The organism is Chroococcidiopsis sp., assembly GCF_051657925.1.
In the GTDB taxonomy this organism is placed as follows: Bacteria; Cyanobacteriota; Cyanobacteriia; order Cyanobacteriales; family Chroococcidiopsidaceae; genus Chroococcidiopsis.
On the sequence record NZ_JBOFLP010000362.1, the window covers coordinates 1 to 12518 of the forward strand.

At 44.4% G+C, this 12518-nt stretch carries 17 protein-coding genes and 1 pseudogene; 16 read left to right on the forward strand and 2 right to left on the reverse strand.

The genetic code is table 11. The features are described 5' to 3' along the window. Positions 1 to 150 precede the first annotated feature (150 nt). The 6 genes from ACRC32_RS29015 to dnaN all read left to right on the forward strand — a co-directional run bounded on the left by ACRC32_RS29015 (position 151) and on the right by dnaN (position 3980). Positions 151 to 711: a hypothetical protein gene (locus tag ACRC32_RS29015; RefSeq protein WP_438557227.1), complete on the forward strand. Its 561-nt coding sequence runs from the start codon at positions 151 to 153 to the stop codon at positions 709 to 711. Further along, entirely contained in the window at positions 711 to 1022 is a 312-nt protein-coding gene (locus ACRC32_RS29020) for a hypothetical protein (RefSeq protein ID WP_438557228.1), read from the forward strand. Before ACRC32_RS29015 ends, ACRC32_RS29020 begins: the two co-directional genes overlap by 1 nt. Continuing rightward, complete coding sequence (locus ACRC32_RS29025) at positions 1012 to 1227, forward strand: hypothetical protein (RefSeq protein ID WP_438557229.1); 216 nt, start codon at positions 1012 to 1014, stop codon at positions 1225 to 1227. Before ACRC32_RS29020 ends, ACRC32_RS29025 begins: the two co-directional genes overlap by 11 nt. A gap of 197 nt (positions 1228 to 1424) precedes the next feature. After that, entirely contained in the window at positions 1425 to 1736 is a 312-nt protein-coding gene (locus ACRC32_RS29030; RefSeq protein WP_438557230.1) for a hypothetical protein, read from the forward strand. Between the two features lie 14 nt (positions 1737 to 1750). Next, a complete protein-coding gene (locus tag ACRC32_RS29035) occupies positions 1751 to 2608 on the forward strand; it encodes a DUF5895 domain-containing protein (RefSeq protein ID WP_438557231.1) in 858 nt (285 codons plus the stop codon). A gap of 7 nt (positions 2609 to 2615) precedes the next feature. Then, positions 2616 to 3980, forward strand: a complete 1365-nt coding sequence (gene dnaN / locus ACRC32_RS29040) for a DNA polymerase III subunit beta (RefSeq protein ID WP_438557232.1) — start codon at positions 2616 to 2618, stop codon at positions 3978 to 3980. A 62-nt stretch (positions 3981 to 4042) separates the two neighbouring features. Here dnaN and ACRC32_RS29045 read toward each other — a convergent pair whose 3' ends face one another. Then, positions 4043 to 4171: a hypothetical protein gene (locus ACRC32_RS29045; protein WP_438557233.1), complete on the reverse strand. Its 129-nt coding sequence runs from the start codon at positions 4169 to 4171 to the stop codon at positions 4043 to 4045. Here ACRC32_RS29045 and dnaX point away from each other — a divergent pair. From dnaX to ACRC32_RS29070, 5 genes and pseudogenes are all read left to right on the forward strand, one after another. Further along, a pseudogene (gene dnaX, locus ACRC32_RS29050) lies at positions 4137 to 5375 on the forward strand (DNA polymerase III subunit gamma/tau); the annotation flags it as partial. The gene ACRC32_RS29045 and the pseudogene dnaX overlap by 35 nt on opposite strands. Positions 5376 to 5427: 52 nt before the next feature. After that, complete coding sequence (locus ACRC32_RS29055) at positions 5428 to 7242, forward strand: ribonuclease H-like domain-containing protein (protein ID WP_438557234.1); 1815 nt, start codon at positions 5428 to 5430, stop codon at positions 7240 to 7242. Next, positions 7239 to 7409, forward strand: a complete 171-nt coding sequence (locus tag ACRC32_RS29060) for a hypothetical protein (protein WP_438557235.1) — start codon at positions 7239 to 7241, stop codon at positions 7407 to 7409. Before ACRC32_RS29055 ends, ACRC32_RS29060 begins: the two co-directional genes overlap by 4 nt. Next, complete coding sequence (locus ACRC32_RS29065; protein WP_438557236.1) at positions 7387 to 7815, forward strand: hypothetical protein; 429 nt, start codon at positions 7387 to 7389, stop codon at positions 7813 to 7815. Before ACRC32_RS29060 ends, ACRC32_RS29065 begins: the two co-directional genes overlap by 23 nt. 485 nt (positions 7816 to 8300) lie before the next feature. Continuing rightward, positions 8301 to 8609 carry a hypothetical protein gene (locus tag ACRC32_RS29070; protein ID WP_438557237.1) on the forward strand — a complete coding sequence of 103 codons (309 nt, stop codon included), beginning with the start codon at positions 8301 to 8303 and terminating at the stop codon, positions 8607 to 8609. Here ACRC32_RS29070 and ACRC32_RS29075 read toward each other — a convergent pair. Continuing rightward, positions 8589 to 9422, reverse strand: a complete 834-nt coding sequence (locus tag ACRC32_RS29075) for a hypothetical protein (RefSeq protein ID WP_438557238.1) — start codon at positions 9420 to 9422, stop codon at positions 8589 to 8591. The genes ACRC32_RS29070 and ACRC32_RS29075 overlap by 21 nt on opposite strands. Positions 9423 to 9559: 137 nt before the next feature. Here ACRC32_RS29075 and ACRC32_RS29080 point away from each other — a divergent pair, with 137 nt between their 5' ends. From ACRC32_RS29080 to ACRC32_RS29100, 5 genes are all read left to right on the forward strand, one after another. Further along, the gene (locus tag ACRC32_RS29080) at positions 9560 to 9760 is read left to right on the forward strand and encodes a hypothetical protein (protein ID WP_106217820.1); all 201 of its coding nucleotides are present in this window, start codon (positions 9560 to 9562) and stop codon (positions 9758 to 9760) included. Between the two features lie 554 nt (positions 9761 to 10314). Further along, the gene (locus tag ACRC32_RS29085; protein ID WP_438557239.1) at positions 10315 to 10806 is read left to right on the forward strand and encodes a hypothetical protein; all 492 of its coding nucleotides are present in this window, start codon (positions 10315 to 10317) and stop codon (positions 10804 to 10806) included. Between the two features lie 95 nt (positions 10807 to 10901). Then, a complete protein-coding gene (locus ACRC32_RS29090) occupies positions 10902 to 11318 on the forward strand; it encodes a pentapeptide repeat-containing protein (protein WP_438557240.1) in 417 nt (138 codons plus the stop codon). 332 nt (positions 11319 to 11650) lie between these two features. Next, positions 11651 to 11779 (forward strand): hypothetical protein, encoded by a 129-nt coding sequence (locus ACRC32_RS29095; RefSeq protein WP_438557241.1) that lies wholly within the window; start codon positions 11651 to 11653, stop codon positions 11777 to 11779. A gap of 249 nt (positions 11780 to 12028) precedes the next feature. Beyond that, entirely contained in the window at positions 12029 to 12298 is a 270-nt protein-coding gene (locus tag ACRC32_RS29100) for a hypothetical protein (RefSeq protein ID WP_438557242.1), read from the forward strand. Positions 12299 to 12518 lie beyond the last annotated feature (220 nt).

A 12518-nucleotide genomic window follows, 5' to 3' on the forward strand; every position in this document is an offset into this window, starting at 1 on the left:
ATTCGCAAGTTCTTTATGCTGTGCAAGTCCTTTGCAGTGGTGAAGTATCTGTTTGAGTTTGTCACCCATCAGCAATACTTTACTTTTGAAAAGGCATTCATGTATGGATAACCATACATCCTATTTAGGATTGCTATACAACAACTACTCATGGGATTACCCGTAGAACCGTTGTTACAAGCTTATCCTCAGATTGCCAGTTGGCTCCACCAAGTTCTCCCGCTTGTGAGCGTGCCTGCTCGTACAAAACAAGTGAATGCTTGGCGACAAAAACTGATTCAAGGTGTGCTAATAATTGCCCAATACGATTTACTCATCTTGAATGATAAAAAAGCGATCGCCGTTAACTGGAGGAGCGATCGCAATATTTCTCGATCGGGAAAACTTGAAAAGAGTTGGGAAGCTCAACTGCAATTATTTCTCCTGGTGGAAACTGAAGAAATATTGCCGACTAACGCATCTCTAATCTATTGCTTTTTTAATAGGGACAAATCTCCTAAACCAGATCGATTCTCTTACGATCGAGAGAAATACGATGTTTTTAAGCAGCGATTGGAGATGGCATTATCCAAATTACCCAGTAGTGCAATCGACAATTCAGAATATTCATTTCACCAGCCTATAGATGAGCCTCAACTGAATCTAAAAAGACTTCTAGATAGGCAAACAAGTTATGAATATCTTGAATTAATACCAGAAGTCGAAATTTAATGCATCTTCCAGTCACCAAAATAGAACTATCTCCCGATCGCTGGCATTTCAATATTATCTCACCAAGAAGTGCCACGATTACTAATCCACAAGGAAAACGTCAAGTATCCTACTTTGGATTTGTCACGCAAGAAAAAGCACTAGCGTTCAAGCAGTGGTTGGAAGAAAAAGAGTTATGTACTACCGCAATAGCCAGACGAGCAGAAAGACTGACAACCGAGTGGGAGTGCAAAGTCTGGGGTGCAAAAACTGAATTAATTCTGAAGCTGGCAATACATTCATTAGAAGAAATTGACTGCAATGGCTCTTGACAAACGCATCACCTACGTCCGAGTTGATGGTGGTTGGCAGACTTACCTTCACCCGATTAACGGAGGATTTGTTCGCTACAAACTTTTGCAAACCAGCACTCAATTAGAGGCAGCTATCGCTCGATGCAAGCAAGCAGGGTGGAAAACGATCGATGCCACAAACATCGTTCGCAAATTTAATTCAGTTGTTCCTAAGCGTTACTAACTGTGCTGACCAACGCATCGCAGGTTTTAGGGGAAGGGGAAAGGGTTAAAGGAAGAAATAGTTGAAGGCAATCCCTTTCCCCTTTAACCTTTAACCCTTAACCAAAAAGTATTGCTGCGCTGACGCGCCGACAAGTAAGAATGATTCGTTACTCACATTTGCTGCCAGTAATCTTTCTGACTATCCGAGCGTCAATTATGAAAATATCGCGATTGCAAACAATTCAAATTACAGAGACGACATTCATCGGCTCTTACGATAATGGCGATCGCCATGCCTGTATTTTTACAGGTGATGGAGAAAGTTTGAGTCTTAGTTTTGATAGTAGCTGCCTGCACAAACTCTCAGATTTAATTCAGAAATTACAAGAGATTCACCAAAAATTAGCTCAATATAGGCAAAAACAAGTTCTCAAAGAACTCGAACTACTTCGTCCCCATTCTTCGTTTCTGCCAATAAACGGGAATGGTAATGGTAAAGAGCGACCAGAAGCCGATATAACATTCTAGAACTAGAAGTGAAAATGACTGACAACAACACACAAACGAATGACCTGCCAACTCAAACCCCAACATTTGAGGTAAGCGAAAGAGACGAGTTTTGCAATCCTCAATATCTCGATCCCGATGCTAAACTACCGCGCATTCAAGCTTTAAGAGGCAGCACTCCCAAGTTATGTGGCTACTTCGTTGCTGTAGACCAAATGGCGATCGCGGGTTGGGAAAATTTTGACGCATCCCAACTTGTCACCTACACATTTGAGTCTACGGGTACAGAAGAACAAGGAATTTTGATTTCCAATCCCAGAATGCTCGTTTGCCCGAAAACACCAGTCTTGGGTTTCGATCGCAAACAATCCAACGAGTCAAAGTCTACAGTCATTTTGGGCAAGTATACCCAAGAAATGAAAGCAGACGAAAATGTTGGTAATATCCAATATTTCCAAGTCTTCCTATTAGACAAGCAAAACCAACCGCTGCATCAAATTCCGCTTTCATATAAAGCTACAGGTGCTAACCAAGCTTCTTTCTCGATTCGCTGGCAGGAGTTTTGCCGAGAACTCAATGCTTGCCATTCTATTGTCAATGGCATCCCAGCCAAGCAGAAAAACTCCTTATTCTACAGCTTGGGTGTCTTCTGCTTTAAAACTGCTCGCGAACAAGTTGGTGACAAACAAAAGAGCTTTGCCTGTCGCGTCGTAGACCACGAACGTCCAACTTTAGAAAACTGGCGCAGCTATTTCATGGGCTTCAATCCCAATCTGAAGCAATATGTCTGGGAGTCTCTAGAACCGGATAAACCATTAATTGTCCCTGGTAGCCCTGAAACCTTGGCTCTACCTGCTGCTACGGAAATAGAAGCACGAGTCACGACAGACTGAGCATTGCGTGCGAGGTGTTTGGCGTTTTGCCCAAGCACCTCGATCGCATTCCCTACAACCATTCAAATACATGAAACTGAAAATTTCTCAAACGCAACTGGAAAGCGTTCTGGCGATCGCCAGTCATGCTATTCCGAGTAAACCCACTCACCCAATTTTGAGTAGCTTTGTTCTACATGGCAATAGCGAAACCCAAAAGCTAACTGTAACCGCATTTAACTTGAGCTTGGGTATTCGCGCTCAATGCGATTGTAGTGTAGAAAGTGAAGGTACGATTGCTCTACCTGCCAGATTGCTAGAAGAAGTAGTAGCACACTTACCAAAAAGCGATATTACGCTAGAAGTCAACGACAGCGTTGCTATCCTGACGCACTCGACAGGAAAGTGTCAGCTGCAAACAGCCAACCCTGAAGACTTTCCGGCGCTGCCAGAAGTTAGCGGCACGCCAGTCACGCTTTCTGTAGCTAAGTTACAACAGGCGCTCAAAGCAACGCTATTCGCTGCTAGCCGAGATGAGATTAAACAAGTCATCGCTGGAGTTCACTTCAAATTTGGCGATCCCAACTGGGAAGCAGCTGCTACTGACGGTCATCGCTTGGCGATCGCCTCCAGTTCTATAGAATCAGACAACACCACAGCATTAGGAGCGGTAGAAGCGACAATTCCTTACCAAACCCTATCTCAACTGGAAAGAATTTTGGAGCGCGTCCCAAATAATTGCACCATCAACGTTAATAATGGGATTGCCGTTTTCGAGCTTCAAAACGTGCGCCTCACCTCGCGGCTGTTGGAAGGACAGTACCCAGACTACCCGTCGCTGGTTCCTACCCAGTTCGAGTACTGTTTCAAAATAGATAAGAAAGCCTTGGACAGTGCCTTAAAACGCACCAGCATTGTTGCCTCACAAAAAGATAAAGTTGTCAAAATCGCTTTTGATGCCGCACGGCGATGCGCGACTATTTCTGCCCAGTCTCCAGATGTAGGCGATGCGGTTGAAGCACTGGCAATTGAGGTCGAAAACGCTACTAGCGACAATCTGGAAATTGGGTTCAACATCAAATATTTACTCGATGCGATTAAAGTTGTTGCTTGCGAGCAAGTGTTAATCGAGGCAAACAAGCCGGAGCGGCCCGTTATCGTCAAACCCCTTGGTAGCTCGATCGACCAGATGGTTATGGTCATGCCAGTGCAGCTAATTGGCGCAGCACGATCGGCTTCCGAAATGCCGGAAAATCCAGAACCGCTAGCCGATCTGCCAACTCAAACACCGACAACAGAAGCGCCAGTAGCACAAAGCGAGAACTCGTCACTCCAAAAACAACAGCCATCGCCTAAATCCAAGACTGGTAAAAAGAAATTACAAGTTGCATAGCCTTGATGCTCCACATCTGCCTACTCCAAATATCAGGTAGAAGGCGCTTGGGGTGGTTCGTCCTATCCAGATTTCAATAACATGGCATACTGATCGCTACACCACAAATATCGACCCCAGACTTTTGCCCAGTTAGTAGGACAGCCAGCCGTTGCTACAACGCTGACCAACGCTATTGATTTGGGACGCATTGCCCCCGCTTACTTGTTTACTGGTCCGAGGGGTACGGGCAAAACTTCCAGCGCCCGTATCTTAGCCAAGTCTCTCAACTGTCAAAACTCGGATTCTCCTACACCTTCGCCTTGCGGTCAATGCAACTCTTGCAAGGCAATTGCCAGTTCCTCGGCGCTGGATACGATCGAAATTGACGCTGCTAGCAATTCCAGCGTAGAAAATATTCGAGAGACGATCGAACGCTGCCAATTAGCACCAATTGAGTGCCGCTACAAAGTTTATTGCATCGATGAGTGTCACTCGCTCAGCAATCAAGCCTTCCAAGCCTTACTCAAAACCTTGGAAGAACCACCCGATCGCGTCGTCTTTGTCCTTTGTACCACCGAGGTTCATAAAGTCCCTGCTACGATTGTTTCACGCAGTCAGCGATTCGACTTTAAAAGAATTGGCACAGAAGCAATGGTGCAACATCTAAGCGCGATCGCCGCTCGAGAATCGATTGACATCACCCCAGCAGCAATTGGATTAGTCGCACAGTTATCTTCTGGATGTTTGCGCGATGCCCAATGCTTGCTCGACCAACTGAGCCTGCTCTCCACGACTATCACTCCTAACTGGGTTTGGGAAGTTGCAGGTGCAGTGCCAGAACATGAATTACTGACGCTGTTGGAGGCGATCGCTCGCGATGACGATAATACCGTACTGGGGGTTTTGAGAGACTTATTGGAATACGGCAAAGAACCGCTAGCGATCCTGCAAAGCCTTGCCAGCTTCTATCGCGACTTGCTGATTGCCAAAACCGCGCCAGACAGGGGTGATATGGCAGGACTGACAGCAGATACTTGGCAGGAGTTGTGCAAAATCGCCCAGACTTGGGAAAAGTCGGCTATTCTACAGGCACAACAACACCTCAAAGCTAGCGAAGTCCAAGTGAAACTCTCAAGCTTTCCGCAGTTATGGTTAGAAATTGCAGTTTTAGGACTGCTGCCAAATGCCAAAAAGTCTGCTAACACTGATAGCACTGTCGTAACTCCAGCCCTGAACCCGCCACCTTGGAGCAATTGGAGAACGCCTACCGATGCACTTGCTTGGGGACAGCAGCAGCTACCGCATCTAGGTTGGGAAGAACTGCAAAAACAATGGCATACGCTACAACCAATTAATGGTAAGAAAGCTACAGCTTGGGTAACACTCGTGGAAAATCAAAAAGTTTCACAGTAACAAACTTATTCTAGACGAGAAGTTATGCCCCTAATGCAGGGGCAATATCCCTATGAGTACAGCCTACAATCATCGCGATTTTATTCAAAAAACCTGTCAAAAAATTGTTGTAGAATCAGACAAATTAGATATCTTCTATACAGACACCACAGCTCGTCCGCTATGGCAACCTATTGCTACTGTTAAACCTTATCACGAGCTACTAAAACTCGCCCTCGATATTGAAACTGCCGGACTAAATCCTCAAAGCGATCGCATCTTCGCGATCGGATGTTTAAGCGAACGAGGACGATTTGTTTTCATGGATGAAGATGAATCAACACTGCTGCAACAATTCATTGCTTACTGCCAGCAAAATTCATTTGATGTTATTTATACGTTTAACGGTACGGCATTCGATCTACCGTTTATCATCGCTAGATGCGATCTCTACAATATACTTCACCCATTTCGAGTTTCTGCCGAATCTAGAGTTATTAGGACGGCACAAATCTTTGGTAAGCCGTTAGAAATTCGCGAAGTATTTGTTGAACAGAGCCAGCACGTTGACATTTATATTTGCTTGCTGCGCTGGGACTTTGTCGCTAAAAAGCTATCGCAGTCTCGTTCGCTCAAAACAGCCGTACTAGATTTGGGACTGAGGGAATCTGCCAGGCTGGTCTTGAGCCATCAGGAGATTCAAGACTGCTGGCAGCAAGGCGCTGGTTCTGTTGGATGGCAGCAGATACAGGAATACCTCATCTACGACTTGGAGGATACCCAGTTAATCGCCGAGCGGCTAGTGCCTTCCTATTACTACGAGTCGCTCGTAGTGCCCGGAATGAACCTGCAACAACTATCACTTGCTGGCAATGCTACCAAGTGGCAGCGGGTATTAGAGAGCCAGTATCCAGGTAGAAAACCGCTAGCCGATCCGAAAGCAAACTTTGAAGGTGGTTTGGTAATCTCCGTCCCTGGACTGCACCGCAGCATTGCCAAGATCGATGTTTCCAGCCTGTATCCCAGCATTATGCTCAAATACGGTATTTGCTCGAATAAGGACAAGCAACGCATCGGACTGAGCATTCTCGAATACTTGACTAAGGAGCGTCTCAAACTCAAGCAATTGGGAAAAGCTGGAGATACAATTGCCAAGCAAGCTGAAGCGGCACTGAAGGTGCTGATTAACTCGCTGTTTGGGTTCTACGGTACTTCTGGGGTTAGTTTTAATGACTTTGCGGCAGCAGCTCTAATTACTGCTTACGGCAGGTGCATCTTGCGTTTCATGATTGATGTCGTTGAGCGAGAAGGGGGAGTGCCAGTTGAGTGCGATACGGATGGGATCTTCTTCTCCCACCCCCAACCAATCCAAGTGTTTGAAACGTTGCAAACGGCTTTACCCCAAGGCATCAACATCGAGCTAGAAGTGCTGGCATTAGCCATGTTCGTTCCAGAGCGCGGAGCCAAGAACTACATCCTTTGGCAAGCAGATGGGGCAGTCGTTGCCAAAGGACAGTATCGCAAACGCGATCGCTCCCAGCTAGAAAAAGAGTTTCCTTTGCAATACCTGACTCACTATTTGGAGTCCAAAGCCAGTGCCGAAAGTTATTACCAAAAATTAACTGGGATTATTACTCAAGGAAAATTTCCAGTCAAGCAGTTACAGATCGCGCGCAAGATTAGAAAAGGTGAAAAGACGCTTCTATGTCTGGGTAATACTGGGGATGTTGTCACCTTTTACCAGGGATGCAGGGGACTGACAAATTCAGAACCTTACTCTATTTCCTATTACTTGGATCTCATTGCTAAAAAGCGGGAGGAAATTCTTTGTGCGATCGAACCACAACTGCTAAATCACAGCACTGGAGTGCAATTAACACTTTTTTGAAGAAAATTCAAGAAAAAAAGGATGAATTTATCTTTTTACATGAGCAAACAGGCTATCCTAAACAAACTAAATTTCATACGAATGGTGTTAGCAGTGAATGTAACATGGGTATTTTAAAATATGTAGGAGTATTGAGAAAGTCAGATGCTGAAGCAAAAAAACCTTAAATGGTATGAAACGGATTCTTCCATTGGAATTATTGTACTATTAGTCATTTTCTTTCCACTAGGGCTTTGGTCAATGTGGAAGTATGCAAGCTGGTCTTTAAAAACAAAAGGAATGGTGACTGGTATATGCATTCTTGTAGGGCTATTTAATCTACATAATAATCCGTCTTCCAATTCAACAACTAGTTTATCTTCGCCGAATACGTCCGGTAACTCAGCTACTTCTGAAAATCGAACATTTTTAGGAACAAGCCCTACTGGTTATACTCTTTGGAAAGGAAGTGACGGTTGTATCTACGTTAAAAATTTGACTGAAGGAGACTTGCAGAGACTAGGTGTTTCACTAGGGCAACTCAAGGATGTAATTAAACAAGAAACTGGAAGTAGATGTGTTTTCTTTGAATGAAAGATTGGAAGAGTGGCTTATACTGTCTACACACATTAAATATTTTGAGATTGGTGCTAGGGTGGGTAGCCGCCATTCAGCACCAAATAAACTTTTTTACCACTATCTTTTTCTTCTGAAATTTATTTAATTCACGTCAATGCACGTCATATTAGCTATCATTTTAGACAGTGTATATAAGAATAGGGGTTAACTATAGCAATTTTGCTAGACATTATGCGTTACGTAAATACAGTAATCTTAAATATACATCACAACCTCTTTCTCAACTTATATTCATTTAGTGCAAAATTGAAAATAGATTTTTATCTTCAAATCTAGGACAAACTCACCTCAATCTGCATTAGCTTCTCAGCATTCGTCCGCCACAAAATCCAGTCAAGTTTAAGCTAAAAAAGCGAAGTGTTGCCCAACCTAGACAAAGAAGATTAACACAACTAAGACTACCACTGTTTGGAGTAGCAGCTCAACTGCATCAGCTCGAATTGGCTAGAAATAGTCAAGTCATGAGCCAAGAGGAATTATTACGAGAAACAGTTGCTCACCTAGATTTAAATACGGGTAAAGAAATCAAATTACCTGCTGCTATTGTTAAAATCCTCACAGACAAGAAAGCTTCTTTGAAGGAATGGGAAAGTGCTATTGGCTTGTATCAAGTTGCTGGAGCATCAGGATTGTTAGCTTATCTCGAAGGTTTAGATAGCTTTAGGCAGCACTTTGGCACAGATCGAACTGCGATCTCTAAAGAGCAAGTTTTACCCTGCCAAAAAAATTCAAGCCACTTTGCACTCTGAAATCGAGGATGTTGCGGGCGGGTGTTCCGTCCGCTTTACCATTCGTGCCACTGCCCCCTTAACAAAATTACCAACGCCACAACTGGTGACGAGCGATGGAGGGGAGTCGGGGGTAACTCGTACCCAGTACAGACTGTCTTCGGAAGCTTCCCAATATTGGGCGATCGCGCCGTTGCGTTTTGCCTCTACCAGCAATTTTACTGCTTCGGGAACGAGGGCGGAAAGCTGCTGTTTTTCGTCTCTAGTTAGTTGCGACCAGGCGATCGCCTTATATTCTGGATATGCTGCGATTTCGCCCTTGACTAAGTTCCAGTTTGAGCGGGCGATCGCAAGTTTCATCGCTGCCACTAAAATCTCTACGGGATCTGGGATGATTTCTTCTGGACGCGACACGGCGGATAAAGGGGTCGATGCGAAGAGCCACCACCGCCTCAAATTGTTGGCTCGTTCCACAAAGCGACAAATCTGTTGGTTAAGAACGTGCCGCCAGCTAGAACCGATAAAGAAAGACAAGCTAAAGTCTGGGGTAGAAATTATGCTGCGGATCTTGTCTTCGATACCATACTCCGCTCGAAGCATTGCCTGCATTAGCTGCCACAACAGTTTGCGCTTGAAAAAGGTACAGCAACGGCGCTCTTTGACGCGATAGACAATATAGGGGGTAGAGGATGCATTTCTAGTCAAGCCCAGCCGCTCGACTTGAATTCGTGCTGGAACTAGCTCTATTTGAGGGGCAACGCTTTGTGCTTGCTGTTCTAGATGAGAATACAGTTCGCTAGTTGCGATCGTGGGGGTTTCGAGTATACCATACATATTGAAAGCTCCTTTTCCACAAGGGAACTTAGAAGCGGTTAGTTCTGGATTTCCTACGTCGCTGGCTAACCGCTATCGATTCAGTTGATTTCATTGTATACGTATTCGAGAAAAAGTCAACACTTTGTTTTAAGGGTATGGGCAGAGGTCAACATCAAAATAGCTTGGCAAATCTTCGTCCTCAACAAAAGATCTATGACGAGGAGAAGAAAAAGCGCACTCTGTCTGTAACCGAGTCAGGCTGGAAGGGTGTGGCGGAGGTAGTAGAAGCAACTGGCTGTAGCAGCGTGTCAGAACTTTTAGAGAAATTGGGCAGGGGCGAAGTGAGAATTGCCTAAGCGCGATCGCTCAACACGGAAACTCTAAATACTAGAGAACTCCCCAAATCCCGTGACCCTAATCCCGATTAAACTCATCGTCGAATGCATCAGGCAAATAATGCAGGGTTGGCGCTCTAGGATGGCTGCAATAGCGTCGTTCTGCTTTGCTCTATGTTGAGCGCATCGGCATTCGGCAGCAAAAACTCACCAGTGAACCAATTATTACATTAACTCGCTCTTGACCTCAGCGTTGATTCGCGAACCATTGCCGAGCGTTTACTTGGTCGTGGCATTGATTAACTGTTTTCCCTTCCAGAATGAATTATCCTTGCGGCTAGCACGGGCATAACGCAACTACTGTAAGCTAGCCCTGACATTTCTCATGCCTGCTCGTTTTGCGAATTCTCGAACGATCTTCGCTTCAAAGAACATAGCTTGATGGCTCTAATTCCAGTCGAGTAAAGGAGTTTGAGTCTTAGATGATTGCGATTGTCGAATTGGATCGGTAAAAGCAGTTGAATAATAGTGAAATTCTCAAATCTTGAGATCTCTTTCCCTCACCGCCTTGGGTAGTGAAATTATTAGTAGAATCAGCAAATATTGAACCAAAAATAAGTTGTTTGGAACCCTCGGCTGGTTTTGGTACGCTAGCGACTTCTCTACAGCAAGCAGGAGCGATCGTCGAAGTTATCGAATCAATTTCAGAATTGCAAACGATCCTATCACTGCAAGGTTTACTACTAATTGGCTCGGACTTTCTGACTACTCCCAATCTAGCCGATCGCTACGAGCGAGTCGTACAAAATCCGCCTTTCTCACAGCAGATATCTCACGTAAAAAAAGCCTATCAATGCTTAAAAGTTGGAGGCAGGCTTGTCTCGCTCGTCAGTCATAGTCCTTGGCGATGCAATACCAGCTTTTATAAGCAATTTAGGTATTGGTTAAATACGGTTAACGCTCAAGTTCAAGAGTTGCCTTGGGGATTATTTGTCAATAGCGATCGCGTCCGCCGCCAGTTGTTGCATGGTAAGTGGGCAATACGGATAATGATATGGCATAAATGAAAACAGCGCGAGCCTGCTCGTGAATGGTTGCGATGCCTTAGACTTAATCACTTAGACTTAAAGAGCGTAAGACTCCCTTAGGTTAAGGCAATAAAATGGCAGATCCGGTACAACTTGCTCTACTAACTCAAGGAATAGCAGTTTGGAATGATTGGCGCAAAAAGAATGGGGGAGTTGTGCCAAACCTGAGTCGAGCTACATTAATCCGAGCTTATCTGTGCGCTGTCAATTTAAGTAAAGCCAATCTCTGTGCTACAAATTTGACTGGAGCTAACCTCAATATTGCCGATTTAACCAATGCCGATCTCAGTGGTGCTAATCTCTCCAATGCCTATCTGATTGGCGCAAACTTGACGGGAGCTAGTTTGAGTGGAGCCGATCTAACTGGAGCCGATCTGAGTGAAGCCGATTTAAGCGGTGCTAATCTTCACGCCGCGATCGCGAATCGTACTAACTTTTCCCAAGCTAAATTTTTTAAAACAACTATGCCTGATGGCTCGATCCGTGGATAGATTTTATGACCACAGTCTTTGGCTTACCTCATTAGATAGAAAACAGCTTTTGATATTAAATGCTAAGTATATAAGTATATTCAATTCCTTTAATAAGAACCGATCGCGCTTGTGTAAATCTGTATTATTTCTAAAGATTTACTGTCAAAAATTAAGCGTTCGAGCGGTTGAAAAAGATCGAAAATCAAAGCTGCTATGGCTTTGCATCTGTGAAGAAATAGCTAAAGCTAGTACTTAAGTATCCATTTTGGCAGAAATATTAACTTATGTATATAATCAAAATCTATTTACGCGATTAACAAACAAAATTTGAAGCATAGGAAGTTTGAGATATGGAAACTCTAGCTATTTGTATCGGCTTGGGGATTATGGGGATCGCAATTACCGTAGCTGTGTTGTGGACAGTTGAGAAACGAGCGGCGCTGAATAAACTCAAACTCAGGCAGCCCAAGCGTTGCTAAAACAGCAGGCTGAACTCTTTTGAATAGAACTCGCGATCGCAATTTCGCACGCATTGCGATCGAAACTGCGCGATTCTCTACGAGAATGGTGTAGTATTAAGTATGCGATCTAAAGCCTATTTTGGTTGTTAAATAGCTGGCTGGAAAAAGCCGTCGTGTATTTTTAATATCGAAATATACTGACAAAAGCATCGATCGCCTTTAAATACAGATAAAACAGAATTAAAATCTAGTTTGAGACTAACCGATATGAGTTCTGACGACCTCAATAAATCTCTTGCAGAATCAACTAGAGCATTGGCAAAAGCTTTTATCGTTTGGGGTTTAGAAAGCATGGATCGAGTGCAGGAGTTTAGCCACCAAGCCCAGGAATACATGCAAGAGTTGGTGACTGAAGCCAAAAAAGAGCAGACTGCTGGCAAGACTAACAAAAGTAGCGACGAGGAGCCTCATTATAAACAGGCAGAAGCACCAGCCGAGACAGGGAGCAGCGAGCAGGGAGCAGGGAGTAGATTGTAGATTGTAGGGGCGGGTTTAGCAAAAGATTCAGGCTTGCGGCAATAAATATTCAGTCAAAACCCGCCTATACAGGAGTCGTAAGCCAGGGCTTAGCTCCCAGTAGTAAACCTTCTGTCACAACCCGTCCTTACAGGAGCCAGGAATCATAATTTCTCCCTGCTCCCTACTCCCTAAACAAAAGAACAGGCGATGCGAAAACCGATACCGCTACCACCATTAT

Bases quoted from the DNA above. Each gene is read 5' to 3' on its own strand.
- ACRC32_RS29075 (WP_438557238.1), bottom strand. From the start codon at position 9,422: ATGTATGGTATACTCGAAACCCCCACGATCGCAACTAGCGAACTGTAT.
- ACRC32_RS29035 (WP_438557231.1), top strand. From the start codon at position 1,751: ATGACTGACAACAACACACAAACGAATGACCTGCCAACTCAAACCCCA.
- ACRC32_RS29090 (WP_438557240.1), top strand. From the start codon at position 10,902: ATGGCAGATCCGGTACAACTTGCTCTACTAACTCAAGGAATAGCAGTT.
- ACRC32_RS29080 (WP_106217820.1), top strand. From the start codon at position 9,560: ATGGGCAGAGGTCAACATCAAAATAGCTTGGCAAATCTTCGTCCTCAA.
- ACRC32_RS29030 (WP_438557230.1), top strand. From the start codon at position 1,425: ATGAAAATATCGCGATTGCAAACAATTCAAATTACAGAGACGACATTC.
- ACRC32_RS29095 (WP_438557241.1), top strand. From the start codon at position 11,651: ATGGAAACTCTAGCTATTTGTATCGGCTTGGGGATTATGGGGATCGCA.
- ACRC32_RS29025 (WP_438557229.1), top strand. From the start codon at position 1,012: ATGGCTCTTGACAAACGCATCACCTACGTCCGAGTTGATGGTGGTTGG.
- ACRC32_RS29015 (WP_438557227.1), top strand. From the start codon at position 151: ATGGGATTACCCGTAGAACCGTTGTTACAAGCTTATCCTCAGATTGCC.
- ACRC32_RS29055 (WP_438557234.1), top strand. From the start codon at position 5,428: ATGAGTACAGCCTACAATCATCGCGATTTTATTCAAAAAACCTGTCAA.
- ACRC32_RS29100 (WP_438557242.1), top strand. From the start codon at position 12,029: ATGAGTTCTGACGACCTCAATAAATCTCTTGCAGAATCAACTAGAGCA.
- ACRC32_RS29045 (WP_438557233.1), bottom strand. From the start codon at position 4,171: ATGCGTCCCAAATCAATAGCGTTGGTCAGCGTTGTAGCAACGGCTGGC.
- ACRC32_RS29020 (WP_438557228.1), top strand. From the start codon at position 711: ATGCATCTTCCAGTCACCAAAATAGAACTATCTCCCGATCGCTGGCAT.
- ACRC32_RS29065 (WP_438557236.1), top strand. From the start codon at position 7,387: ATGCTGAAGCAAAAAAACCTTAAATGGTATGAAACGGATTCTTCCATT.